This is a genomic window from Streptomyces sp. NPDC111520 (genome assembly GCF_055635295.1).
Genome location: NZ_JBVKBW010000030.1, coordinates 1 through 22512, shown reverse-complemented (window position 1 = coordinate 22512; position 22512 = coordinate 1). Strand labels below are relative to the sequence as shown.

Sequence of the window (22512 nt, the reverse complement as noted above, 5' to 3'; positions counted from 1 at the left end):
GCTCAGGGCTGCGCCTCGGCTACCTCCTCGACCACGTGCCGGTCCAGCGCCGCCCGCACCAGGGCTGCCGCGAAGACCGCGTACGCGGCCTCCGGCACCAGGTCGGCCAGTGCCTCCGGCCGTGCGGGCAGTCCGAGCCGTTCCGCGCCCTTGAGCGCCTTGTCGTCGAAGAGCGGGCCGGTCTCCGGCCAGACCGCCTGCACCTCGCGCAGGAAGATCTCCACGCCGACGGGTCCCAGCCCGGGAACCTCGCGCAGGGCGCGGCGGATCGCGTCCGGGTCGCCGTCCGCCTCGTCCCGCAAGCGGCGCAGATCGCCTCCGTAGCGGTCCAGGAGCAGCTGTGCGCCGTCCCCGAGCTGCGTCGCCGTGCGCTCGTCGTAGCGCCGGTAGTGGCCCCGGCCGAGGGCGTCGACCCGCTGCTGCCAGGTGGCGTCGCGCATCCTGCGGGGGTCGCGCATCCCGGCGGCGAACAGCTCGTGCGCCGCGGCGGTGGCCACGGACGCCTTGATGCGGGCGCTGAGCAGGCACGCGGCCACCAGCACCTGGTACAGCGGCTGCGGGGTGTTCCTCAGCCTGACGCCGGCGTCCTCGGCGTAGGTATGGCCTTCGTGGTCCAGCAGTGCCTTGACGGTCGCCTTGTCCTTCGTGGTGTCCCGGTCCCGGGTCGTCCCGGTCATCTCGCATCACCTTCTCGGGAAATGCACTGTCCCCGCCAGGTCTGCTACCCGGCGTGCAGCCGGTAGACGGCGAAGGCGCTGTCGATCACGGGCTGGGCCACGTTGCGGACGCGTACGCCGCCCGCGGTCATGCCCCGCTCGACGCCCCGGTGTGCGTGGCCGTGCACCGCAAGGTCGGCTCCGCCTTCGTCGATCGCCTCCGCCAGGAGGTAGCTGCCGAGGAACGGGTGGATCTCGGGGGGCTCCCCGGCCAGGGTGTCGGCCACGGGTGAGAAGTGCGTGAGTGCCACCCGTACCGTGTGCGCGTCCTGCGGCAGTCGCTCCAGGGCGGTGCGCAGCCCCGTCGCACAGCGGCGCGTCAGGGCCACGAATGCCTTCATCTCCGGTTCCCCGAACTCACCGGCGCTCCGCCCGGCGAAGCCGCCGCCGAACCCCTTGGTACCGGCGACGGCCAGCCGCGTCCCACCCAGGTCGACGACCGTGCCCCCGCCCTCCAGGACGGTGACCCCGGAGGCGGCCAGCACGGCTGTGACCTCCGCCTCCTGCCCGCTGTGGTGGTCGTGGTTGCCGAGCACGGCCACGACGGGCACCGGTAGCCGGGCGACCTCACCCGCGACGACCTCGGCCTCCTCCACGGTTCCGTGACGGGTGAGGTCCCCGGCCAGCAGCAGGACGTCCGCGCACTCCCGCAGTGTCTCGAAGGCCGGCCGGAGCGTGTTGCGGCTCTCGAGGCCGAGGTGGATGTCGCCGACGGCGGCCACGCGGATCACGGCAGTTCCTCGGCGTGGTCGGGGGCCGCGACGCTGCTGATCCGCAGGTCGCAGACGACGGGTGAGCCGCCCGCCTCCTCCTCGGCGATCCGCACGATGGCATCCCGCTCGGGCACGTCGGACACGGTGCCCGACAGCACTACGGCCCCACCCCGCCCCTCGACCCGGACGCCCAGCTCGGCGACCTCGTCACCGGCCAGACGGCGGCGCAGGCGCTCGATGGAGTAGTCGTCGGTGGCGCTCATGACGGGCCCTTTCCCGGGTCGATGACGCCGAGCCGTCCGAGTAGGTACAGGAACGCGTCGGGCAACGGTTCCGACTGGTACCGCTCACGGATCAGCCCCCAGTCGATGCGCTCGCGCAGGGTACGGGCCAGGGGCAGCAGGGCGGTGAAGTCGCAGTGCTGCTCGGTGAGGGCGCCGAGGAGGGTGCTCAGCAGGTCGGTGGGCGGCAGGACGGGCATCCGCACGGAATCCACGGGAAGCACAGGGGCGCCGCGCAGAAGTTCGGCGGTCACGGGGCGGCGTCCGAGTTCGAAGATCAGGTCGATGTCCTCACCGTCGGCCCGAGCCTTGACCAGCCAGTCCTCCGGGGCGGGGACGGCCTGGACACCGTCCTCGCCCAGAGCTCGCAGCACGGCCTCGGCGTCCTCACGGCGGACGCAGAAGTCCGTGTCGTGCTGCAGGTTTCCCGGCACCCCGTGCGCGTACGCGGCGACGCTCCCGGTCAGCGCGAACGGCAGCCCTGCCGCCTTCAACACGGCCGCCACCCGCTTTGTCGTCTCCAGGATCGCCTGCGTGTGGTCCACCGGCAGGGCCGGCTCCCTCCCGGTCTCCGCGGGGGCGCCGCTCCACGACCGCGCCTCACCGGTCTCGCCCGCAGTGAGTCGCCACCTGCCCGGCGGCCCGCCGGCCTCGGCGTCGTTCATGAGCGGCCCTCCGTCCTGCCGCGCCCCGTGGACGTGCCCTCACGGGCAGCCGGGGAGCGCGTACCCGCCCACGCCTGCGGCACGCCCCTCAGGGCCTGCGTGATCCTCGTTGACCCGATCGGCTGGGCTCGTCAGGGAACGACGGCGTCCGTGGACCCCGCGCACCGATCGCCACACGAGCCGGCCGGACCGTTGCGGTCCACCGCCCGGACGGGGCACCCCCGTGCCGCCGGTGCAGCGGGCTACGGGCGTGCACGGACCGGCTGTACCCGGCCGACGGCGTCGATGCCGGATGCAGGGGCCGGCTCAGGTCTCGTCGGCGCGCTTCTCGGGTCGGTGCATCTCCAGTCCCTCGAGGGGGTTGCCGGCCGACGTACCGTGTTCCGCGGAGTAGCCTTCGGCGCCGGCGGCGGTGCCGCGGACCACCCGCTCGTGCGCCCGGTCCTCCTTGCCGCCGGCCGCGCCGGGCCCCCTGACGGCGGATTCCGCTGCTTCCTTGTCCCGCTTCTTGCCCATGGTCGGCCTCCCTCTGTGTCGTCGCTCCTCGACGTGACGACCGAACAGGGCGCGCCTGCCCGAGGCGGTCACGACAAAACGCTCCCGGACGACGCGAACGTGACGACGGGTACAGGTTTTGCCGCCGTCGGACGGGCAAGGCGTCAGGTGCCACTGGGGAGTGCCGCCGCCGGCCGTCGTACAGGCCGGAGGACGCCCGCCGGGAACGGCGGTCGGCGGCCGGCCCCGGACCGCCGCACCTGCGGCAACCGGCCCGTGACGTCCGGGGCCCACCGGACGGGGACCGGGCGCCGAAGGACTCCCGGGAAGTGAGCACCATGTCCGCAGGCTCGAGCCGCGATCGGGCGGCCTCGAAGGGCCGCCGGGGAGGGGCGCTGCCGTGACCGCCGCCTGCCGGGTGATCGTCTATCCGCCGTCGGACACCGGCGGCCGTCATGTGCGCGTCGACGGGGAGATCCTCGGTGTCGCCTATGACATGCGTGACTTCCTGGAATTCCTGCGGCGAGCGGGTGTCAATCCCCTCGAGGTCAGCGTGACCGACCCCGACCTCGTCGAGTGGCGCGGCGCCGGGCCGTCGGTATGGCGGTGCGGTCACACCGGCCCCCAAGAGCTCGTTGCCGGGCACGGTCCGGGCCGGGAGGACGCGGAGGACTTCTTCCCGCCCTCGCACGCCGACATGGTGGACGTGACCCTGGACGGCCCTGCCGACCAGGTCTCACGCGTCCGGGCGTGGATCGAGAGCCGTGCGGCGATCGGCAGCAGCATGCTCATGGAGTTGCCGGACGGCAACGTCCGCTGCCGGATCCACCTCCTGGCCACGGACGACTGACGGCGCTTCGGCGCGCCGCGCGGCTCCGCCGGGGCCCTGCTGCACGGGTCAGGCCGGGACCGTGGAGTCGTCGTGCGGGCGGGCGCCCGGCAGGTGGAGGCGCGCGGCGATCAGGGCGGCGTCGACGTCGCTGGTACCGGTGGCGACGCACAGCGTGTACGAGACGTCGTCGAGCCGCCGCTGTACCTCGGGGTCCTCAGGGTCCAGCAGGCGGAGCGTCTGGTACCGGTCGACCAGGTCGTCCAGCACGGCGGGGTGGGCCATCAGCATGGCGTCTCCTCAGGTCGAAGTGGCACGCGTTCCCAGCCCGCGCCTTCCCCGTCCGCGCCGGCGCATGCGGGCGCGAGGGCCGCTACCGAATGCGCTGGTCACCGCCGTATCCCGTCGCCTCGGCGCGGTGTCTCCGCAACGGGTGGCCAGGTGGGAGCGGGCGCACCGGGACGGCCCCGTCCGGCGGCTGCCGTCCGGGCCTGTGCCGGCGCCGTCATGCGGCTCCTCGCGAAACTCGCTCTTCTCCGCACGCCCGCCGCGTGCCGGTGGGCCCGGCTGACGTCGGGGTCGACGGCGGGATCCCAGGTGATCACGTCCGCCGCACCCGCCCCGACCTGGAGCTGGGTGACGACCCGTTGCCAGGTGCCGTCCCTCTGCCAGCGGCGGAACAGGTCGTACACCCGGCCCCACGGCCCGTACCGTTCCGGCACCTCCCGCCAGGGCACCCCGGTGCGGACCCGGAACCGTATGCCGTCGATCAACTGCCGCCGGGTCCACGTCGCCGGCCGGCCGACCTTCTTGCGCACGGGCAGCAACGGCTCCAGCACCGCCCACTGCTCGTCCGTCAGATCTCCACGAGCCACGAATCAAGATCATCCCATAGCAAGATCCATTGCCGTCACGCGCCCCCGGACGACGCCGACGCGCGATCACCCGCATCGTGCGTCCGGACCACTCGGACATGCTCGCCGACGCGCAGCGGGAGCAGCAGGCTACGCCCTCGGGCAACCGGCCCGACGCGCGGGCGTGTTGAAGCCGCGATGGACGGTCGACACCGCCGCGACCGCGACGTAGTCGAGGCCCACCGATGAGTTCCGCCGGCGGGGCCGGTCCACCACGACGTACGCCATCGAGCCGCACACTGGAGACCCGCCATGACCTATCCCGCACACCCCGGCCGCATGCTGTTCGTGAACCTCCCCGTGGCGGACCTCGAGCGCAGCAAGGCGTTCTTCGCCGGGCTCGGGTTCGCCTTCAACCCGATGTTCGCCGACGAGAGCAGCGCCTGCATGCTGGTCGGCGAGCACGCCTTCGTCATGCTGCTCGGCCGCGAGAAGTTCGCGGAGTTCTCGAAACTGCCGATGGCCGATCCCCGCACGCACGCGCTGGCGCTGTACTGCTTCAGCGTGTCTTCCCGCGACGAGGTCGACAGGGTCGGCGCCGCCGCGCTCGCGGCGGGCGGCACCGAGGCGGACGGTGCCGAGGACCACGGCTTCATGTACGCGCGCAGCTTCTTCGACCTCGACGGCCACGGCTGGCAGGTCATGTGGATGGACCCGGCGGCGGCGGAGCAGGGCCCCGAGGCGTTCGCGGCCTCCGTGCCGGACGCCGACGCCCCGGCCTGACGCACGACCGCTTTCCGCGTGCGCCGCCGGCCCCGGGGAACCCCGCGACGCCGGTCACCCCGCGACCTTCAGGCGGCTGCGGAGACTGACGGCGTGCTCGCCGCTCCGCGCGAGGCGGGGACACGCCTGACCAGGTCCCCCAGGGCCGCCCTCCGATCTCCACCCGGGACTCCACCCATGGGTCCAGGTGCCGCGGGCCGTGCCGCAGCAAGCTTGCGGGCATGACAGCAACCGAGTGGATCACCGACATCGCCCTCATCCTCGTCGTCTTCCGGCAGCTGCGCGAGGGCCGGCTGCGCCCCCTGTCGTTCCTCCTCCCCCTGGGGATCGTGGCCTTCGTGGCCCACACGTACCTCGACTCGATACCCACCGCCGGCAACGACCTGGTGCTGATCGGCTCCCTGATGGGCGTCGGTGCCGTGCTGGGTGTCGTCGGCGGTGCGTACACCCGGGTCCGGGTCTCCGGTGAGGACGTCCTGATCAAGGCCGGCGTGGTCTCGGCGGTCCTGTGGGTGCTCGGCATGGGCGCGCGGATGGGCTTCCAGCTGTGGGTGGAGCACGGCGGCGGTGGGGACGACGTCGCCCGGTTCAGCGTGGCCCACGACATCACCAGCAGTCAGGCATGGGTCGCGGCCTTCGTCCTCATGGCCCTCACCGAGGTCGTGACGCGGCTGGCCACGATCTTCGTCCGGAGCCGGACGGTGGGCCGCTCCCCCCGGACCGCGTCCGCCGCGCCCGCCCTCGACCACCTGGTGTGACGACGGACTCGCGCGGGACACCGGTGGGCTATGGTCGGGCCATGCCCGCAGCCACGACCCCGTCGCCGGGGCAGGCCCCGTCCGCGGGGAGCGGCCCGCGGCCACTTCCAGGGCGGGACCCCCGGACGCGATGGATCATCCCGGCAGCGGTCGTCGTCGCGGGGGCGCTGACCATCCGTCCCATGGGCCTCAGCGGCCACGGACTGCTCGTGCTCGCGCTCTTCGTGGTCAACTGCGCCGCTCTCCTCGTCCGGGCGCTGCCCGAGGCGAAGGTGCCCCCGCGGGCCGCCCTGGTGTGGTTCACGCTCGGCATCGTCGCGGCGGCGGCGCTGATCGGCGCCGGCGCCACCGGGACGACCTACCTCTTCGCCTTCTTCATCAGCGGTCACATCGGATACCGGCTGGAGACCCGTCCCGCCCTGGCCCTCGCGCTGCTGTGCAGCCTGCTGTGCGGCGGCGTGCTGTACCTCCGTCTCGGGCAGGGGCACGACGTACTGCCCTGGGCGCTCGGTCTCGCCACCGGCGCCCCGGTCCTGGCGGGGATACTCAACCGCAGCCGGCACCAGGCCGTGCAGGCGGCGCTCTCGGCGGCCGAGTCGGCGGAACGTGCCGCCCGGGCCGAGGCGCGGACCGCCGTGCTGACCGAGCGCGGCCGGATCGCCCGGGACGTCCACGACGTGCTGGCGCACTCGCTGGCGGGCATCAACATGCAGCTGGAACTGGCCGACGCGCTGCTCGACACCGGGGACCTGGCCAAGGTCCGCGAGGCCAACGCCAAGGCGCACGGCATGGTCAGGGACAGCCTGAAGCAGGCGCAGTGGACCGTGCACGCGCTGCGCGAGGACGCCCTGCCGCTGGTCGAGAGCCTGACCGCGATGCTCGAATCCTCCGGCCACCGCGACGCGCTCGCCGTCACCGGCGCCGTCCGTGAGGTGCCGGCCCCGGTGACCCAGAACCTGCTGCGGATCGCCCAGGAGGCCCTCACCAACGCCGCCCGCTACGCACCCGGCGGCGAGGTCCGCGTGGAGCTGGCGTTCGCCGCCTCCTCGACCGCACTGACGATCCGCAACCGTGCCGGGACCCGTACGGTGGCCCCCGGCGGCGGGAGCGGAATGGGACTGATCGGTATGCGGGAACGCGTCGCCCTGCTGGGCGGCACCATCTCCGCGGGCCCGGTCACCGAGGGACCGGACGAGGGCGGCTGGCAGGTGGAGGCAGTGATCCCCGATGAGTGAGCAGGGCGAGAACCACGAGCCGTTGCGGGTGGTCGTCGCCGACGACCAGGCAGCCGTCCGCGAGCCGCTCGCGGCCGTCCTCGCGCTGTCCGAGGACATCGAGGTCGTCGCGGCCGCGGCGAACGGGGCCGAGGTCCTGGCGGCCGTCGCCACGGGGCCGGTCGACGTGGTGCTGATGGACCTGCGGATGCCCGTGATGGACGGGACCGAGGCGACCCGCCGGCTCGGCGCGGAGCACCCGGAGGTGGCCGTGGTCGTGCTGACCACCTTCGCCGACGACGACTCCATCCTGTCCGCGCTGAGCGCCGGGGCCCGCGGGTACCTCACCAAGAACGCCGGGCGGCGGGACATCCTCCGCGCGATCAGGGCGGCCGCCGCCGGTCAGTCCGTGCTCGACCGCGAGGTCCAGGACCGGCTCCTCGCCACCGCGCGCACCGGGCCGCCGGAGCCGGCGCGACCGCTGCCCGGGGACATCACCCCCCGCGAGCGCGAGGTGCTGACGCTCATCGGGCGGGGCCTGCCGAACCGGGCCATCGCCGAGCACCTGTTCATCAGCGAGGCCACGGTCAAGACCCACATCAACAACCTCTTCGCCAAGGCGGACATCCGGGACCGGGCCGACGCCGTGCGCCGCGCCATCGCCGCGGGCCTGGCCTGACCCCCACGCAACGGGCTCCTACGGCTTGCGGCACGCCCGCCGGGCCGCCCGATCGGCCGGGCGGGGCGGCCGTAGGGCTACGCCTCTTCGGTGATGACGTACATCCGGCAGCGGACGGTGCCGTCCGGCAGGTCCACCAGCAGGCTCCGGACCTCGGCGGCCCGGAACTCGATCCACTCCCGGAGCAGCGCGACCTCGTCGTCCGGCCCCTGGAGGACGGCCTCGACCATGCGCGGGTTCGCCGGCGGGGTGAAGTCTTCTTCGGCTTCGTGGCTCACGGTTCCCTGGTTCCCGTGGCTTGCCGTCACCACACGTCGGGGCCACCTCCGTGCCACTCGATGAGGTCCTCGTCGAGGAGGCTGATGCCGTCGGGGTCGAGGCCCGCGCGCCACAGGAACTCCAGCAGGTCGGCCGTGCGGTACGCGGTGCCGAGGACCTCCCCGTCGGCGCGGACGACCCGGCCCCCGGTGTCGGAGGGCGGCATCACGACTATGCGGTGTTCCACGTGCCCAGCGTGCCCCTGGGCGGGTGTGCCCGCACCCTGGAAGTGCGGCCCCGCCCCAAGCGGACGAGATTCAGCCCTCGTGAGCGGGGTCGCCCATGGACGCGGCCCCGTCGACCTGTGCCGCACACACGCGCGACGGGGCCGCTCGTACCCCTGTGCGCGCAGTACCCGGGGAGCATGCGCCGGGGGCCCGACCCGCGTCTCCTCCTCCGTTCCGGTCCCGGCTGCGGCCCCAGCCCGCGCTTCGAGAGGGGACGCCATCACGTCTCGGCGCGGCGGAACCTACGGTTTGTGGGTCACCCAGAGCACTTCCGCCGGCCAGCGGTGTGCCCAGTCGGGTGGGTCGGTTTCGCTGTAGCCGTTGGGCGTTCCGAGTTCGGGCCGCGGGATGGAGTACATGCCCCACAGCGGCGGTGTGGCGCCGATCCGCGGGTCGTGCCGGTGCTGGTAGGCGCTGCTGATCCGGTTCCGGAGCCGCCGGTTGGCGGGGATGCTGTCCACGTGCCGACTCCGGCACCGCCTGCCGGGGGCGGTCGACACGATCAGCACTCTGGCCAGGTCCTCAATCCGGCACCGGCTCGGCCCGTGGTCCGCCGGACGAGCCTACGGCAGCGGCGTGCCGCCGGTCGCGTTGACGACCTCCGCCGTGATGTAACTCGCCTCCTGCGAGGCGAGGAACACGTACGCCGGGGCCATCTCGGCCGGCTGGGCGGGGCGGCCGAGCGGTGACTGCTTGCCGAACTCCGTGGTGTCCGGCAGCGTCGCGGGGATGAGCGGCGTCCACACCGGTCCCGGGGCCACCGCGTTGACGCGGATGCCCTTCCCGGCGACCATCTGCGCCAGCGACTGCGTGAAGTTGACGATGGCCGCCTTCGTCATCGCGTAGTCCAGCAGGTGCGGACTGGGCTTGTAGGCCTGCACCGAGCTGGTGTTGATGATGGAACCGCCGGCCGGAAGGTGCTCGAGCGCCATCTTCGACAGCCAGAACATCGCGTACAGGTTGGTCTTGAGCACGCGGTCGAACTGCTCCGTGGTGATGGCGCCGATCCCGTCCGGCTGCGACATCTGGTACGCGGCGTTGTTCACCAGGACGTCGAGCCGCCCGAACTGGGCGAGCGCCAGGTCGATCACCTCACGGCACTGGTCCTCCTCACGGACGTCGCAAGAGAGGGCGACGCCCTTCCGCCCGACGTCCACCACGAGCCCCACGGTGGTGTCCGCGTCCTCCCTCTCCTCCGGGAGATGGGTGATCAGCACGTCCGCCCCTTCGCGGGCGAAGGCGAGCGCGACCGCCCTGCCGATGCCGGAGTCGCCGCCGGTGATCACCGCGGCCTTGCCCTCGAGCCGGCCGCAGCCCTCGTACGAGGTCTCGCCGTGGTCGGGGGGCGGGTCCATGGGGCCGGTCCACCCCGGGTGCGGCTGGTCCTGCGCGGGGAAGTCCGGCTGCGGGTGGCGGGTGACCGGGTCCTCGTTGCGGGAGGTCATGGGGTTTGTTCCTCCGTCACTTCTCGCTGGTGACGCGGATGGAGTGCACTTGCCGGTCGGTGGCGTCGGGGACGACCATCCCGGCCTCGACCCCGGTGCGCAGGTAGTCCAGCACCTCCCGGTCGAGGCGTTCGCCGGGGAGGGCGGCGGGGATGCCCGGCGGGTACGGCGTGAGCATCTCGGCGGTGATCCGTCCTTCGGCCTCGGCGACCGGGACCTGCTCGGTGGGGCCGAAGAAGGCGTCCCGCGGCAGGACGACCTGTTCCAGGCAGAGTTCGCCCGGGCTCGGGACGTCCACGGCCGGCGTGGGGCGCAGGTCGTCCAGGTGGTCGGCCAGGTCGGCCAAGGCGGTCACCAGCACCTTGGCGGTGTCGTCGTTGTCGGCGTGGGTGAGCTGGGCGCTGATCCGGCGGTGGTCGCTCACGTGGAGGTTCACCCCGTGGTGGGCGCGCAGCCAGTCGGCTGCCCGGTAACCGGTGACGCCCAGCGCGGAGATGTCGACGATCACCTGGAGCGGGTCCAGATCCGCGGCCTTGTCCGGCCCGCAGAAGTCCTCCCGCCCGTGCACGTGGTAGCCGCCGAGCCCCTCGATCTGGCCGCGCAGGGCGTCGGCCAGGGCGAGAGCCCGGTCGTACAGGGCGTGCCCGTGTTCGACCATCTGGCGGCGCCAGCCGTCCAGAGCGGCGTACAGCAGCACCGACGGGCTGGTGGTGCCCAGCAGGTCCTCGCGGGCCTTGAGCACGGCCGGGTCGACCAGGTCGCCCTGGAGGTGGAAGACCGACGTCTGCTCCAGGGCGGAGCCCATCTTGTGCACCGAGGTGACGCACACGTCGGCTCCGGCGTCCATGGCCCAGGTCGGCAGCGAGGGGTGGAAGGGCAGATGTGCCCCCCACGCCTCGTCCACGATGAGCGGCTTGCCCTGCCGGTGGCACTCCTCCGCGATCGCGCACAGGTCCGCGCACGTTCCGTACGGGGTGGGGCTGGTGACCAGGGCGCCCTTGGCGTCGGGGTGGTCGCGCAGGGCGGCGGCGACCGCCTGCGGGGAGGGCGGGTGGGCCAGGTGGAGGTCCGGATCCCACTGCGGGCGCACCCAGACCGGCTCCTGGCCGGAGAGGATCAGCCCCGAGATGACGGACTTGTGGGCGTCCCGGCCGACGACGAGCTTCTCGTGCGGTCCGGCGACCGAGAGCATGGCCGACTTCACCGACAGCGAGCTGCCGCAGGTGGAGAAGAACGTGTGGTCCGCTCCCACGGCGTCCGCCATGAGCTCCTGTGCCTTCTCCAGGACTTCGTGCGAGGAGGTGCGGTCGTCGAGTCCGCTGGTGGCCAGGATGTCGCAGCGGAAGACGGACTCGCCCAGCGCTTCCAGGACGCGCTCGTCGGTGCCCCGGCCCTGTTTGTGGCCGGGCGGGGTGAACGGTGTCTGTCCGGTCGCGTGGTAGGCGGCGAGCGCCTCCAGGACCGGCGCGTGCGAATGGTCCATGATCTGCGGCTGCCCGCGCCCTTCAGGGGGAAACGCCCCCGGGGACGGGACGCGGGTCAGCGGCCGCGGTGCTCGGTCTTCGGCTCCTGCGGGTCGACCCCGCTGAACTCGGACGTGTCCTTGGCGCCGCTGGGACGGCCGGAGGGGCCGCGTTTCCCGGTGTCCTGGATCTGCCGCTTGCCGGTCTTGCCGGCCCGCTCCTCACCGCTGCGCGAGACGTCGTGCGCCGGCGTGCCGGCGGTGGACTCCGCGATGTCCTTGGGGGACGGTTCGCGGTTCTTCCCGCCGGGTGCGTAGGTGTCCGGGTGGAACGAGCGGTGGCCGCTGGGGTTGTCCTGCTGCTGCTCCGCGTCCACGTCGGTGGCCCAGCCGTGCTGGTCGTCGCCCTTGTGGCGGCTCGGCCCCTCGCCGTGCGGAGGATGCTGCTTCTTCGTCATCGCGCTTCCCTCTCGAAGAGTACCTTTCGCGCATTTTCTGCCCTTCGGGGCGCGTGCCCCGGCAGCGGCGGCTCATGCCTGGCGCGGTGCCGCGCACCGGCCCGGGTAGGCGTCCGGCACACATCCGGGAGGTCACCCGTGGACGAGCCCTTGGACCAGGTGTACGCCCGCGTCGCGGAACAGCTCGCAGCCCGCGCCGGGCCGCTGTGGGAGGTGGCTTCGACGCTCCACGGGGACCCGGAGCCGCCCTTCGAGGAGCACAGGGCGGCCGAGCTGCTGACCGGCCACCTGGAACGGGAGGGCTTCTCCGTCCGGCGCGGCGTCGCGGGCCTGCCGACGGCCTTCGTCGCGGCCGCCGGTGACGGCGGTACCCCACGGGTGGCCCTGCTCCTCGAGTACGACGCCCTGCCCGGGATGGGTCACGCCTGCGGCCACAACCTCATCGCGGCGGCGGGGCTCGGCGCCGGCCTCGCCCTCTACGGCGCCGTGCCGGAGGTGCGAGGAACCCTGCTGGTGGTGGGTACCCCGGCGGAGGAGCGGGGCGGCGGCAAGGTCGTCATGGCCGAGGCGGGCGTCTTCGACGGGGTGGACGCCGCGCTGATGTTCCATCCCGGCGTGCACAGCTGGTCGTGGGCACCGCTCACCGCTTCGGCCCAGGTGAGGGTGGCCTTCCACGGCCGGGCCGCCCATCCCACGGGCAGTCCGACCGAGGGGATCGACGCACTGGCCGCACTGATCCAGTTCTTCAACACCCTGTCCGTGCTCGGCCGGCGTCTGCCCGCCGGATCGCACGTCCAGGGCATCGTCACCGAGGGCGGCAAGGCCACCAACGTCGTCCCCGAGTACGCCGAGGGGCTGTTCGGCCTGCGCGGAGCCACCACGGCCGCCCGTGACGAGCTGGCGGACGCTCTGGCCGACTGCGCCCAGGGGGTGGCGCACGCCACCGGCACCCGGACGAAGGTCTCCCCCGTCGATTCGGGTTACGACCACTTCCGCAACAGCGAGCTCCTTTCGGCACGGTTCACCGCCCATCTGGCACGGGCGGGCGTGCAGGCGGGCGAACCGGTGCCGGGTGTCCACCTGGGTTCGTCCGACGTCGGCACGGTCAGCAACCGCCTGCCGACCATCCATCCGTTCGTGGCGATCATGGACGCCGACGGTTCCGACCACACCCCGCGTTTCGCGGCGGCCGCGGCCGCGCCGCGGGCCCGTGAGGTCATGCTGGCCGCCGCGCGGGCGCTGGCCTGCACGGCCGCCGACGTGCTGGCCGATCCCGCCGTCACGGCCGCGGCGTGGGCGGAACACCGCCGTCCGGAGTGCTGAGGAAAGGGGGCGTGCCCGGCGTGGAAGGGGGAAGCCGCCCGGGGAGAGACCGTCCACGCACACCGGAACGGAAGGGAGTCACGTGATGGGACACGGCGGAAACGTCATCGCGGAACTCACGGCCGACCACCGCGAGGTGGAGGAGTACTTCGCCCGTCTGCGGGCCCTGCCCCCGGGCGACAAGGAACGCAGGAACGTCATGGACGAGGTCACCATCGAGCTGGTGCGGCATTCGGTGGCCGAGGAGATGTACCTCTACCCGGCCGTCCGGGAGCACCTGCCCGGAGGGGACGCCCTGGCCGACAAGGAGATCGGTGAGCACGCCGAGGTCGAGCAGGTCCTCAAGGACCTGGAGGACGTCGACATCGACGACGCCCGGTTCGACCAGTTGGTGGGCAAGCTGATCACCGACGTCACCGAGCACGTCCAGGAGGAGGAGCGGCAGCTCTTCCCGAGCCTGGCGCAGGCCTGCTCGCCCGAGAAGCTGAACGAACTCGGGGATCAGGTGCGCAGGGCCAAGAAGGTCGCACCGACCCGGCCGCACCCCAGTGCGCCGGACACCCCGCCGGGCAACAAGCTGCTGGCGCCGGGTACCGGACTGGTCGACCGCGCCCGCGACTTCGTCACCGGCCGCGGCAAGTCCTGACGCGACCGGTCATGCCGGGGGCCGCCCACACGGGTCGACCGTGTGGGCGGCCCCCGGCATGGCTCTGACGGGCGGCCCGCGTCAGAGTTCACGGAGCGCGGGCAGGAGGGTCTTCTCGGCCCAGTCGAGGAAGGCCGGCTGCGTGTCGCCGCCGACCTGGACGAGGGCGATCTCGGTGAACCCCGCTTCCGCGTACGGCCGGACCGCCTCCACGAAGGCCTCCGGGTCGTCCCCGCAGGGAATGGACTCCGCGACGTCCTCCATACGTACGTTCTCGCTCGCGGACGCGAAGGCCGCCGTGCCGGGCAGTTCGGAGTTGACCTTCCATCCGCCGCCGAACCAGCGGAACTGCTCGTGCGCCCGCCGGACGGCCGTGTCCCGGTCGGGGTCGTAGGACACAGGCAGCTGCCCGACGCGCGGCTTGCCCGCGCCGCCGTGCTCGTCGAAGGCGGCCACCAGATCCGCGTCCGGCTCCGTGGCGATCATCAGATCGGCCAGCCGCCCCGCCAGTTCGCAGGACTGCGCCCCCGACACCGCGACCCCGATCGGCGGCGGCCGGTCGGGCAGGTCCCACAGCTTCGCCGACTCCACGTCGAAGTGCTCGCCGCGGTGGTTGACGTACCCTCCGCCGAACAGCGCCCGGATGATCTCCACGGCCTCGGCGAGCATCGCCTGGCGGACGTCCACGGCGGGCCAACCGCCTCCCACGACATGCTCGTTGAGGTTCTCGCCCGATCCCAGCCCGAGGCGGAAGCGGCCGTCGGAGAGCAACTGCACCGTCGCGGCCTTCTGCGCCACCACGGCGGGGTGGTAGCGCACGGTCGGGCAGGTCACGTACGTCATCAGCGGGATTCGCGAGGTGGCCTGCGCCGCCGCCCCCAGCACGCTCCAGGCGTAGGGCGCGTGACCCTGCTCGTCCAGCCAGGGGAAGTAGTGGTCGGAGGTCACCGAGAAGTCGAAGCCGGCCTCCTCGGCCCGGACGACGTGGGCCACCAGGTCCTTGGGGCCTGCCTGCTCGGTCATCATCGTGTATCCGAATTGCGTCATATGGGGCGGCTGCCCGGTCGATCACCGCGGAAACGGCCGCGTCCGCGTGTGTGCGACGGGGGATCGGGGGCACCCGGAAGGTGCGGTGAGGCAGCCGCACGGTGGGTGAACGCCCCGGACGCCGGACCCCCCTCCGGCGTCCGGGACAGCCATGGGTCCTCCCCCGTCTCAGTCGGGTGGCTCCTGCGGCGGCACGTCGCGCGACGCCTCGACGTCCTCGCTCTGCGGCTGCTCTCGTTCCGCGCCGCCGGGATCACGTCCACGAACCGGCCGCGGATCCTGCCGGTCCTCCGGGTGAGGCGCCGTGCGGGGCGCCTCGTCGGATGTCCCTTTGTGCTCCATGCCCTTCTCCTCGCTGCGCGGTCAGTCATGCTCCGAAGCCGCCCACGGCCCCGCGGGCGCGCCGTCGGCGCCCTCGTCGTCCTTTTTGTGGTCTGGTGCCCGGTATCGGTGCGTCCATGCCGGAGGGTCGACGTCAACCGATTGCAGGCTTCTCACGGCACCGGCGCCGCGCGGCCGCCGGGCACTCGGGGGCACATCCGCCGCGAACGGCGGACATCCCCGCGGGTCCCGTTTGTGCGCCGGCGGCACCGGTTACCGGCAGGCGAAAGGGTTTCCCGAGGACGAAGCAGGAGAGTGCCATGGCCAACGAGCCAGGCCCGGTGAAGAAGATCGTCGACAAGGTCACGGACATGGCCGCCGAGCTGACCCCGGCGGGGCGCGCGGAGATCCCCGGCGTGCCCGGCAGCATGCCGCCCACGGTCGACGAACCGGTGGAGCCGCACGAGCCACTGCCGCCCAAGCCCGATCAGGGTGTGCCCACGCCGCTCAGCGCGACGGGCCGTCCCGACGGACCGTCCAAGACCGTCCGGGCCCAGGACGGGGCGTTCCTCACCACGGCGCAGGGGGCACGGCTGCCGGACACCGACCACTCGCTCAAGGCCGGACCGCGCGGCCCGGTGCTGCTGCAGGACCACCATTTGCGCGAGAAGGTCATGCACTTCGACCACGAGCGGATCCCGGAGCGGGTGGTGCACGCCCGAGGAGCCGCCGCGCACGGTGTCTTCCGCGGGTACGGCACGGCGGCCGAGGTCTGCAAGGCCGCCTTCCTCGCGAAGGACGTCGACACGCCGGTCTTCGTGCGGTTCTCCACCGTCCTGGGTTCCCGGGGGTCCGCCGACACCGTACGCGACACCCGGGGGTTCGCCACGAAGTTCTACACGTCCGAGGGCGTGTTCGACCTGGTCGGCAACAACATCCCGGTGTTCTTCATCCAGGACGCGATCAAGTTCCCTGACATCATCCACGCCGGCAAGCCCCACCCGGACCGGGAGATCCCGCAGGCGCAGAGCGCCCACGACACCTTCTGGGACTTCGTCTCGCTGCACACCGAGGCCACCCACCACACGATGTGGAACATGTCCGACCGCGGCATCCCGCGTTCCTTCCGCACGATGGAGGGGTTCGGCGTCCACACCTTCCGCCTGGTCGGCGAGAGCGGCGCCACCACGCTGGTGAAGTTCCACTGGAAGCCGAAGGCCGGTGTGCACTCCCTCGTGTGGGAGGAGGCGCAGATGATCAGCGGCATGGACCCGGACTTCCACCGCCGCGACCTCGCCGACGCCATCGAGGCGGGCGCCTTCCCGCAGTGGGAGCTGGGCATCCAGACGTTCCCGGACACCCCCGAGCAGACCTTCCAGGGCATCGATCTGCTGGATCCGACGAAGATCGTCCCGGAGGAGCTGGCGCCGGTGCAGCCGGTGGGGCTGCTCACCCTCAACGCCAACCCCACCAACTTCTTCGCCGAGACCGAGCAGGTCGCCTTCCACGTCGGGCACCTGGTGCCGGGCATCGACATCACCGACGACGCGCTGCTGGCCGGGCGTCTCTTCTCGTACCTCGACACGCAGATCACCCGCCTCGGCGGACCCAACTTCCCGCAGATCCCGGTCAACCGGCCGCACGCCGCCGTCAACGACATGCTGCGGGACGGCTTCCACCAGGACGCGGTGCACACCGGCGTCGCCCCGTACAAGCCCAACTCCCTGGACGGCGGTTGCCCGTTCTTCGCCGGCGCCGGGGACCACGCCTACATCGAACACCCCACGCCCGTCGCGGCGGCGGCGAAGGTGCGCGAGGCGCCGGCGTCGTTCGACGACCACTTCAGCCAGCCCCGGTTGTTCTGGCTGAGCATGAGCCCCGCCGAGCGCGAACACATCATCGCCGCCTACACGTTCGAGCTGGGCAAGTGCTACGAGCAGGCGATCAGGGAACGCACCCTGAAGGTACTGGCGAACGTCGATCCCTACCTGTGCCGGCAGGTGGCGCAGGGACTGGGCCTTCCCACTCCCACGGCCACCGAGCCGCTCGCCGACGCGCAGCCCAGCCCCGCGCTGTCGCAGGTCGGCCGCACCTGGCCGACCGACGGACGCGTCATCGGCATCGTCACGGACGGCACCGGTGACCTGGGCGCGGTGGACGCCGTCCGGCGCTCGGTGCTGGCGAACGACATGGTCGCGCTGGTCGTCGCGCCCACGGGCGGCACGCTCATGGGCGAGGGCGCCGACCCGGTCACCGTCCAGCGCAGTTTCGCCACCGCGCGCTCGGTGGAGTTCGACGCCGTGCTGCTGGCCGGGACCCCCGGGCCGGCCGCCGATGCCCAGGGCGGCCGTGACGCCAAGGCGGGCGCCCCGCCGCTCGCCGCGGCGCCGGTGGACCCCCGCATCGTGCTGATGCTGCAGGAGGCCTACCGGCACGCCAAGCCGATCGGGGCCTGGGGCGACGCGGCACCCGCCCTGCGCGCGGCCGGCATCGACGCCGGCGCGCTCGGCGTCGTCACCGGCTCCGACGGCGAGGGGGTGCTGCGCGACGTGACCGCGCTGCTGGGCGCGCACCGCGTGTGGGACCGCTTCCCCGCTCCGGCGGAGAGCGACGCGGTCTGAGGGCTCGGACCCGAGGAGGGGCCCCTCGGCCGGTTCACGCCGGCCGAGGGGCCCCTTCACGGGCACCGGTCAGTCCAGCGGATCGTGGCCCCAGTTCATCAGCGAGTACCGCCATCGGGTGTCCGTGACGTCGCCGCCGGGACGCTGCTCGACGTGCCGGTGCACGTAGCCGACGACCTTGCGCATGTGCGCCAGGTCGCCTTCGCTCAGGTCGCCCTTCTTGGTGCGCAGGAGCGTGACGATGCGCCGGCCCGAGGCATGCCCGACGCTCTCGCCGCCGTCACTCTGGCCGACGCTCTTCGACTCCTCGGTGGCGAGCCACTTCTCGAGCCTGCCTGCGGTCATGTTGACCGCCTCTTCGAAGGCGTCCACCGTCCGGTCCCGGTCGTCGTGCTTCTGGGCCTGGGCCATGGCTCATCCCTCCTTGCCGAGCGCTCCGGGCTTGTGCACCGCCGAGCGACCGCTCTTGTCGCTCTCCACCTCGTACTGCGGTTCCTCGCTCGACGCGTCGACGGTCCGGCCCGCCGCCCGGGTCCGCTTCGTGATCTTCTTCTTGACCTCTCCCGTCACCTTATGGCCGTGGCTCTTCCAGGACACCTCGTCGCCCTTGCCGAGATCCTGTTCGCTCATGGCATCCTCCTCGGCTGTCGCCCCCGCACGGGTGCGCCTGCCCATGCCACCGCGTCCGATGCGGCATGTTCCGCCATGCCCGAGCAGGGTGACCGACAGTGGCGCTCCCCCCACTGTCGGACGTCCGGCACCGGCCCCGGCGCACGGGCCTGTCGGGCTCCAAGGGTGTCGTCGTCCACGACCTCAAGGGCGGACGGCGTCCTCCACAGGTCCCTCATCCGGCTCTGCTGCCCCATCGCTCGGGAGTCGGCGGCGCACTCGGCAAGGGCAAGTGCGCCGCCCTGCGGGACACCACCGGACCGGGCCGCGATCAACGGATACCAGAGCGGCAGGTCGCGACGTCGATCTGCGGGACGCCCCGGGAAGGGAAGTCACCCGTACGGCGCCTGGCGCGCCCACAGCAGGCGTAGCGCACGGTTCAGGCACCGACGCGGGGCTGCTCCGCCATCGAGCGCTCGCAGCGGGCTCCCCGGTCAAGGCCATCTCCCCGACCGCCGCGCCCACGGTCGGGGCAATCCGCTCCGGTCGCCCGTGGCCGCACTACGAAGGACCTTGGCAAAGGTGCCCGGACACCTTGAAGTGCGGGAAAGGGCAGCGGACAAGGCTCACGTGGTGGAAGGGCGGCACCAGACATGGCCGTGCAGGTGGAACCGACGCAGGGGGCGGAACGGGAGCGGCTCAAGCCGGGCGCCGTCATCGTCGACTGGCTGACGACGACGGACCACAAGAAGATCGGGTCGCTCTACCTGGGGAGCGCCTTCGGGTTCTTCCTGGTCGGAGGTGTTCTGGCCCTGGTGATGCGGGCGGAGCTGGCCCGGCCCGGCATCCAGATCCTCTCGAACGAGCAGTACAACCAGGCGTTCACCATGCACGGCACGATGATGCTGCTGATGTTCGCCACCCCGCTGTTCGCCGGGTTCGCGAACGCCATCATGCCGCTGCAGATCGGCTCCCCCGACGTGGCGTTCCCGCGGCTGAACATGCTGTCCTACTGGCTCTTCCTGTTCGGATCGCTGATCGCCGTGGCCGGCTTCTTCACCACCCAGGGGGCCGCGGACTTCGGCTGGACCGCCTACACCCCGCTCTCCGGGGGCGAACGCACCCCCTACGCAGGGGGCAACATGTGGATCCTGGGCCTGGCGATGTCCGGGTTCGGCACGATCCTCGGCGCGGTCAACTTCATCACCACGATCATCTGCATGCGCTGCCCCGGGATGACCATGTTCCGGATGCCGATCTTCACCTGGAACATCCTGCTGACCTCGGTGCTGGTGCTGTTCGCGTTCCCGGTGCTGGCCGCCGCCCTGCTCGTCCTCTTCGCGGACCGCAAGTTCGGCGCGCACGTGTACGACCCGGAGAACGGCGGGCCGCTGCTGTGGCAGCACCTGTTCTGGTTCTTCGGCCACCCCGAGGTCTACATCATCGCCCTGCCGTTCTTCGGCATCGTCACCGAGGTCATTCCCGTCTTCGCCCGCAAGCCCGTCTTCGGCTACGTCAGCCTGATCGGTGCGACCATCTCCATCGCGGGCCTGTCGGCCACCGTGTGGGCCCACCACATGTTCGCCACCGGCGCTGTCCTGCTGCCCTTCTTCGCGTTCATGACCTACCTGATCGCCGTGCCGACGGGGGTGAAGTTCTTCAACTGGATCGGCACCATGTGGAAGGGGTCGCTGAGTTTCGAGACCCCCATGCTGTGGGCGATCGGCTTCCTCGTCACCTTCCTGTTCGGCGGCCTGACCGGAGTCGTCCTGGCCTCGCCACCGCTGGACTTCCACGTCACCGACTCCTACTTCGTGGTCGCCCATTTCCACTACGTCGTCTTCGGCACCGTGGTGTTCGCGATGTTCGCCGGCTTCCACTTCTGGTGGCCCAAGTTCACCGGCAAGATGCTCGACGAACGCCTGGGCAAGATCCACTTCTGGACCCTGTTCATCGGCTTCCACACCACCTTCCTCGTCCAGCACTGGCTGGGCGCCGAGGGCATGCCGCGACGCTACGCCGACTACCTGGCCGCCGACGGCTTCACCACCCTGAACACCGTCTCCTCCATCGGCGCGTTCCTGCTGGGCCTGTCCACCCTGCCGTTCCTCTACAACGTGTGGAAGTCGGCCCGCTACGGCAGGCCGGTCGAGGTCGACGACCCCTGGGGATACGGGCGCTCCCTGGAGTGGGCGACCTCCTGCCCGCCCCCACGGCACAACTTCCTCACCCTGCCGAAGATCCGTTCCGAGTCCCCGGCGTTCGACCTCCACCACCCCGACGTCGCCGCACTCGACCAGGAGCTCAACGCCGGCCGCCGCGACGTCGTCGAACCGGGCCAGGGCGCCGCGAAACCGCTCGGCGAGGGGCAGGCATGACGTGGCCGGCCGGTGGGGCCGGCGATCCCGCCGCAGCGGACGGCATCGCGCGGTGCGAGGACTTCCTCTCGTGGCATGCCGAGGCAGGCGACGCCAGGATCGCCGCGCGAGCCTTCGCCGACCGCATGCCATGGCTGACCGCCGGCCAGCGGGACGAAGTGCTCCGGCTCTACGTCGCCGACCGCCTCGAACTGGTCGGCGTGATGCTGCGGCGGGCCTCCCGGCGCGAAGGGGATCTGCACAGCGAGTACGACCTGCGCCATCGAACCTTGCGGAACCGGCTGCGCTGCACGGTCCTCACCGTCGCCCTGCTGGCGGCGGCGGTCTGCATCCCCGTGCCACTGCTGTTGCTGCTCACGGGGGGCTGAGCCCCCTTGACCGACGACCCGTTCGGGCGTGCGGACCATCTGGTGTCGGCAGGTCGGCGCGTGCGAGCGCTGGGCCCTCGCCGCCCGCACAACGGGGGCCCAGCGCTCACACGGCGCCGAGGGCTCATGGACTGAGGGCCCTCCAGCACCAGGACACCCTCGTCACGCCGGCGTGCCGCGCCCCCGCCCGGGACGGGGGCGGGTGATCGTGACAGGCGGTCGGCATTCCGGGCCGGCCGTCGCGGCCGAAACGACGACCCGGCATCACGGCGCGCCTGCCGTCGGCTCCCTTCACGCCACGCCGCGAACCTCTGGGGTCGGCGCTGCGGCCTCGACCAGTGCGCGATACCGCTGCTCGTGGGAGCGGGGCGTGAGCCTGGTGACTTCGATCGTGGTCAGTCGGCGGAACCCGATCCGCTCGTAGAGCGCCATGGCGCCCGTGTTGGTGTCGATGACGTGCAGGAAGACCTCGTCGCCCCGGGCACGGATGCGGGCGGCGACAGCCCGCATCAAGCGGGTGGCCAGCCCCTGGCCGCGGAAGGCCGGGTCTGTGCACACCGCGCTGACCTCGGTCCAGCCTCGCGGCTTGCCCGTGGGTGCGGAGAAGCGTTCGCCGGCCATCGCGGCGAGGACGCCGTTCCGGTGGATGCCGAGGTAGCCGCCCAACTCGATGGTGCGCGTGAGGAAGGGGCCCGGTGCGGTCCGTGCGGCCAGATCCGCCATGGCCGGAACGTCGTCGGTGGTCAGTTCGCGGATCTCCGGGTCCTCCGCGTCCTCGGGGCCCGCGGCCAGGCCGGCTCCGGAGAACTGAACCACGTTCAACCGGTGGAGATCGATGTGGTGGTCGGCCGCCCAGGACTCGGGCAACGCCCCTGGCTCCCGGTGCAGGAGGGCGCCGCCCGTACGGCGGGTGAGTCCGGCGAGGTCACGCCAGTCCTGTTCGGTGGCCTCGTCCGGAACCGCGGCAAAGGGAGCCACCGAGTCCAGATATCGCAGGGCCCGGCCCTCGCCGTCCGCGAACCGCGCGTGCCGGCTGTTCAGCGCCGCGAACACCACGTTCACCAGCACCCTCGTGTCAGGGCTCGTTGAGGCGTCATGCAAGGGGGTGGTCATGACCATCCGGTCGGTCGGGGCGGCTTGTGCCGCGCGGTTGCGGTGGGTCGGAGTCGGTGCGTCCGCTCGGCTTCCGCTCTCCCCTGCCGCTAGATGTATTGATCACGAGCGTTGTTGACACCTGCGGGGGCTTGATCAAGGCGAAGACCTCCGGTGTGGTGGAGCTGTCTAGGACTGCACCACACGGAG

27 protein-coding genes are annotated in these 22512 nt (G+C 72.1%); 10 read left to right on the top strand and 17 right to left on the bottom strand.

The genetic code is table 11. The features are described from left to right. Positions 1–2: 2 nt before the first annotated feature. The 5 genes from ACZ7MY_RS39615 to ACZ7MY_RS39595 all read right to left on the bottom strand — a co-directional run bounded on the left by ACZ7MY_RS39615 (position 3) and on the right by ACZ7MY_RS39595 (position 2891). A complete protein-coding gene (locus ACZ7MY_RS39615) occupies positions 3–677 on the bottom strand; it encodes an endonuclease (protein WP_499610339.1) in 675 nt (224 codons plus the stop codon). 44 nt (positions 678–721) lie between these two features. Then, the gene (locus ACZ7MY_RS39610) at positions 722–1447 is read right to left on the bottom strand and encodes a metallophosphoesterase family protein (protein WP_499610336.1); all 726 of its coding nucleotides are present in this window, start codon (positions 1445–1447) and stop codon (positions 722–724) included. Beyond that, complete coding sequence (locus ACZ7MY_RS39605) at positions 1444–1692, bottom strand: BON domain-containing protein (RefSeq protein WP_499610333.1); 249 nt, start codon at positions 1690–1692, stop codon at positions 1444–1446. Before ACZ7MY_RS39605 ends, ACZ7MY_RS39610 begins: the two co-directional genes overlap by 4 nt. After that, a complete protein-coding gene (locus tag ACZ7MY_RS39600; RefSeq protein WP_499610331.1) occupies positions 1689–2375 on the bottom strand; it encodes a hypothetical protein in 687 nt (228 codons plus the stop codon). The genes ACZ7MY_RS39605 and ACZ7MY_RS39600 overlap by 4 nt, the downstream gene beginning before the upstream one ends. Positions 2376–2681: 306 nt before the next feature. Beyond that, on the bottom strand, positions 2682–2891 hold the full coding sequence (locus ACZ7MY_RS39595; protein ID WP_499610328.1) for a hypothetical protein: 210 nt from the start codon (positions 2889–2891) through the stop codon (positions 2682–2684). A gap of 379 nt (positions 2892–3270) precedes the next feature. Here ACZ7MY_RS39595 and ACZ7MY_RS39590 point away from each other — a divergent pair, with 379 nt between their 5' ends. Next, the gene (locus ACZ7MY_RS39590; protein WP_499610325.1) at positions 3271–3720 is read left to right on the top strand and encodes a hypothetical protein; all 450 of its coding nucleotides are present in this window, start codon (positions 3271–3273) and stop codon (positions 3718–3720) included. Between the two features lie 48 nt (positions 3721–3768). Here ACZ7MY_RS39590 and ACZ7MY_RS39585 read toward each other — a convergent pair whose 3' ends face one another. Together ACZ7MY_RS39585 and ACZ7MY_RS39580 are read right to left on the bottom strand one after the other, a co-directional pair. Continuing rightward, entirely contained in the window at positions 3769–3990 is a 222-nt protein-coding gene (locus tag ACZ7MY_RS39585; protein ID WP_499610323.1) for a DUF5133 domain-containing protein, read from the bottom strand. Positions 3991–4088: 98 nt separating this feature from the next. Continuing rightward, positions 4089–4574, bottom strand: coding sequence for a transposase (locus ACZ7MY_RS39580; RefSeq protein WP_499610321.1), 486 nt, complete (start codon positions 4572–4574; stop codon positions 4089–4091). Between the two features lie 291 nt (positions 4575–4865). Between ACZ7MY_RS39580 and ACZ7MY_RS39575 the strand changes: the two genes are divergently transcribed. From ACZ7MY_RS39575 to ACZ7MY_RS39560, 4 genes are all read left to right on the top strand, one after another. Beyond that, complete coding sequence (locus ACZ7MY_RS39575; RefSeq protein WP_499610318.1) at positions 4866–5336, top strand: VOC family protein; 471 nt, start codon at positions 4866–4868, stop codon at positions 5334–5336. A gap of 221 nt (positions 5337–5557) precedes the next feature. After that, positions 5558–6094: a hypothetical protein gene (locus ACZ7MY_RS39570; RefSeq protein WP_499610316.1), complete on the top strand. Its 537-nt coding sequence runs from the start codon at positions 5558–5560 to the stop codon at positions 6092–6094. Between the two features lie 41 nt (positions 6095–6135). Beyond that, the gene (locus tag ACZ7MY_RS39565; protein WP_499610315.1) at positions 6136–7329 is read left to right on the top strand and encodes a sensor histidine kinase; all 1194 of its coding nucleotides are present in this window, start codon (positions 6136–6138) and stop codon (positions 7327–7329) included. Beyond that, positions 7322–7987, top strand: coding sequence for a response regulator transcription factor (locus ACZ7MY_RS39560; RefSeq protein ID WP_499610312.1), 666 nt, complete (start codon positions 7322–7324; stop codon positions 7985–7987). The genes ACZ7MY_RS39565 and ACZ7MY_RS39560 overlap by 8 nt, the downstream gene beginning before the upstream one ends. Before the next feature lie 77 nt (positions 7988–8064). Here the strand turns inward: ACZ7MY_RS39560 and ACZ7MY_RS39555 are convergent, their stop codons facing one another. From ACZ7MY_RS39555 to ACZ7MY_RS39530, 6 genes are all read right to left on the bottom strand, one after another. Continuing rightward, the gene (locus ACZ7MY_RS39555) at positions 8065–8265 is read right to left on the bottom strand and encodes a hypothetical protein (RefSeq protein ID WP_499610309.1); all 201 of its coding nucleotides are present in this window, start codon (positions 8263–8265) and stop codon (positions 8065–8067) included. 26 nt (positions 8266–8291) lie between these two features. Beyond that, positions 8292–8492: a hypothetical protein gene (locus ACZ7MY_RS39550; RefSeq protein WP_499610306.1), complete on the bottom strand. Its 201-nt coding sequence runs from the start codon at positions 8490–8492 to the stop codon at positions 8292–8294. A gap of 282 nt (positions 8493–8774) precedes the next feature. Further along, a complete protein-coding gene (locus ACZ7MY_RS39545; RefSeq protein ID WP_499610303.1) occupies positions 8775–8993 on the bottom strand; it encodes a hypothetical protein in 219 nt (72 codons plus the stop codon). Positions 8994–9095: 102 nt separating this feature from the next. Further along, the gene (locus ACZ7MY_RS39540) at positions 9096–9977 is read right to left on the bottom strand and encodes an SDR family oxidoreductase (RefSeq protein ID WP_499610300.1); all 882 of its coding nucleotides are present in this window, start codon (positions 9975–9977) and stop codon (positions 9096–9098) included. A gap of 16 nt (positions 9978–9993) precedes the next feature. After that, entirely contained in the window at positions 9994–11460 is a 1467-nt protein-coding gene (locus ACZ7MY_RS39535; protein ID WP_499610297.1) for an aminotransferase class I/II-fold pyridoxal phosphate-dependent enzyme, read from the bottom strand. A gap of 56 nt (positions 11461–11516) precedes the next feature. Next, on the bottom strand, positions 11517–11897 hold the full coding sequence (locus ACZ7MY_RS39530; RefSeq protein ID WP_499610294.1) for a hypothetical protein: 381 nt from the start codon (positions 11895–11897) through the stop codon (positions 11517–11519). Positions 11898–12035: 138 nt separating this feature from the next. Between ACZ7MY_RS39530 and ACZ7MY_RS39525 the strand changes: the two genes are divergently transcribed. Both ACZ7MY_RS39525 and ACZ7MY_RS39520 read left to right on the top strand, forming a co-directional pair. Further along, complete coding sequence (locus ACZ7MY_RS39525; protein WP_499610291.1) at positions 12036–13220, top strand: amidohydrolase; 1185 nt, start codon at positions 12036–12038, stop codon at positions 13218–13220. An 85-nt stretch (positions 13221–13305) separates the two neighbouring features. Beyond that, positions 13306–13866, top strand: a complete 561-nt coding sequence (locus ACZ7MY_RS39520) for a hemerythrin domain-containing protein (RefSeq protein WP_499610288.1) — start codon at positions 13306–13308, stop codon at positions 13864–13866. A gap of 81 nt (positions 13867–13947) precedes the next feature. Here ACZ7MY_RS39520 and ACZ7MY_RS39515 read toward each other — a convergent pair whose 3' ends face one another. Beyond that, a complete protein-coding gene (locus ACZ7MY_RS39515; protein ID WP_499610286.1) occupies positions 13948–14913 on the bottom strand; it encodes an LLM class F420-dependent oxidoreductase in 966 nt (321 codons plus the stop codon). Positions 14914–15605: 692 nt separating this feature from the next. Between ACZ7MY_RS39515 and ACZ7MY_RS39510 the strand changes: the two genes are divergently transcribed. Beyond that, on the top strand, positions 15606–17855 hold the full coding sequence (locus ACZ7MY_RS39510) for a catalase (protein ID WP_499610447.1): 2250 nt from the start codon (positions 15606–15608) through the stop codon (positions 17853–17855). Positions 17856–17924: 69 nt separating this feature from the next. On the opposite strand, the gene ACZ7MY_RS39505 is transcribed toward ACZ7MY_RS39510, so the two are convergent. Both ACZ7MY_RS39505 and ACZ7MY_RS39500 read right to left on the bottom strand, forming a co-directional pair. Continuing rightward, the gene (locus tag ACZ7MY_RS39505) at positions 17925–18266 is read right to left on the bottom strand and encodes a DUF3140 domain-containing protein (protein ID WP_499610283.1); all 342 of its coding nucleotides are present in this window, start codon (positions 18264–18266) and stop codon (positions 17925–17927) included. Between the two features lie 3 nt (positions 18267–18269). Next, a complete protein-coding gene (locus ACZ7MY_RS39500; protein ID WP_499610280.1) occupies positions 18270–18485 on the bottom strand; it encodes a hypervirulence associated TUDOR domain-containing protein in 216 nt (71 codons plus the stop codon). A 632-nt stretch (positions 18486–19117) separates the two neighbouring features. On the opposite strand from ACZ7MY_RS39500, the gene ctaD reads away from it, so the two are divergent. Together ctaD and ACZ7MY_RS39490 are read left to right on the top strand one after the other, a co-directional pair. Next, a complete protein-coding gene (gene ctaD, locus ACZ7MY_RS39495) occupies positions 19118–20842 on the top strand; it encodes an aa3-type cytochrome oxidase subunit I (protein WP_499610278.1) in 1725 nt (574 codons plus the stop codon). Then, a complete protein-coding gene (locus ACZ7MY_RS39490) occupies positions 20839–21210 on the top strand; it encodes a hypothetical protein (RefSeq protein ID WP_499610275.1) in 372 nt (123 codons plus the stop codon). Before ctaD ends, ACZ7MY_RS39490 begins: the two co-directional genes overlap by 4 nt. A gap of 291 nt (positions 21211–21501) precedes the next feature. On the opposite strand, the gene ACZ7MY_RS39485 is transcribed toward ACZ7MY_RS39490, so the two are convergent. Next, on the bottom strand, positions 21502–22323 hold the full coding sequence (locus tag ACZ7MY_RS39485) for a GNAT family N-acetyltransferase (RefSeq protein ID WP_499610272.1): 822 nt from the start codon (positions 22321–22323) through the stop codon (positions 21502–21504). Positions 22324–22512 lie beyond the last annotated feature (189 nt).

Excerpts from the sequence above, each read along its gene's own strand:
- ACZ7MY_RS39560 (WP_499610312.1), top strand. The coding sequence starts at position 7,322 with ATGAGTGAGCAGGGCGAGAACCACGAGCCGTTGCGGGTGGTCGTCGCC.
- ACZ7MY_RS39490 (WP_499610275.1), top strand. The coding sequence starts at position 20,839 with ATGACGTGGCCGGCCGGTGGGGCCGGCGATCCCGCCGCAGCGGACGGC.
- ACZ7MY_RS39600 (WP_499610331.1), bottom strand. The coding sequence starts at position 2,375 with ATGAACGACGCCGAGGCCGGCGGGCCGCCGGGCAGGTGGCGACTCACT.
- ctaD (WP_499610278.1), top strand. The coding sequence starts at position 19,118 with ATGGCCGTGCAGGTGGAACCGACGCAGGGGGCGGAACGGGAGCGGCTC.
- ACZ7MY_RS39605 (WP_499610333.1), bottom strand. The coding sequence starts at position 1,692 with ATGAGCGCCACCGACGACTACTCCATCGAGCGCCTGCGCCGCCGTCTG.
- ACZ7MY_RS39485 (WP_499610272.1), bottom strand. The coding sequence starts at position 22,323 with ATGACCACCCCCTTGCATGACGCCTCAACGAGCCCTGACACGAGGGTG.
- ACZ7MY_RS39540 (WP_499610300.1), bottom strand. The coding sequence starts at position 9,977 with ATGACCTCCCGCAACGAGGACCCGGTCACCCGCCACCCGCAGCCGGAC.
- ACZ7MY_RS39615 (WP_499610339.1), bottom strand. The coding sequence starts at position 677 with ATGACCGGGACGACCCGGGACCGGGACACCACGAAGGACAAGGCGACC.
- ACZ7MY_RS39520 (WP_499610288.1), top strand. The coding sequence starts at position 13,306 with ATGGGACACGGCGGAAACGTCATCGCGGAACTCACGGCCGACCACCGC.
- ACZ7MY_RS39510 (WP_499610447.1), top strand. The coding sequence starts at position 15,606 with ATGGCCGCCGAGCTGACCCCGGCGGGGCGCGCGGAGATCCCCGGCGTG.
- ACZ7MY_RS39505 (WP_499610283.1), bottom strand. The coding sequence starts at position 18,266 with ATGGCCCAGGCCCAGAAGCACGACGACCGGGACCGGACGGTGGACGCC.
- ACZ7MY_RS39500 (WP_499610280.1), bottom strand. The coding sequence starts at position 18,485 with ATGAGCGAACAGGATCTCGGCAAGGGCGACGAGGTGTCCTGGAAGAGC.
- ACZ7MY_RS39570 (WP_499610316.1), top strand. The coding sequence starts at position 5,558 with ATGACAGCAACCGAGTGGATCACCGACATCGCCCTCATCCTCGTCGTC.
- ACZ7MY_RS39595 (WP_499610328.1), bottom strand. The coding sequence starts at position 2,891 with ATGGGCAAGAAGCGGGACAAGGAAGCAGCGGAATCCGCCGTCAGGGGG.
- ACZ7MY_RS39565 (WP_499610315.1), top strand. The coding sequence starts at position 6,136 with ATGCCCGCAGCCACGACCCCGTCGCCGGGGCAGGCCCCGTCCGCGGGG.
- ACZ7MY_RS39535 (WP_499610297.1), bottom strand. The coding sequence starts at position 11,460 with ATGGACCATTCGCACGCGCCGGTCCTGGAGGCGCTCGCCGCCTACCAC.
- ACZ7MY_RS39530 (WP_499610294.1), bottom strand. The coding sequence starts at position 11,897 with ATGACGAAGAAGCAGCATCCTCCGCACGGCGAGGGGCCGAGCCGCCAC.
- ACZ7MY_RS39515 (WP_499610286.1), bottom strand. The coding sequence starts at position 14,913 with ATGACGCAATTCGGATACACGATGATGACCGAGCAGGCAGGCCCCAAG.
- ACZ7MY_RS39575 (WP_499610318.1), top strand. The coding sequence starts at position 4,866 with ATGACCTATCCCGCACACCCCGGCCGCATGCTGTTCGTGAACCTCCCC.
- ACZ7MY_RS39585 (WP_499610323.1), bottom strand. The coding sequence starts at position 3,990 with ATGCTGATGGCCCACCCCGCCGTGCTGGACGACCTGGTCGACCGGTAC.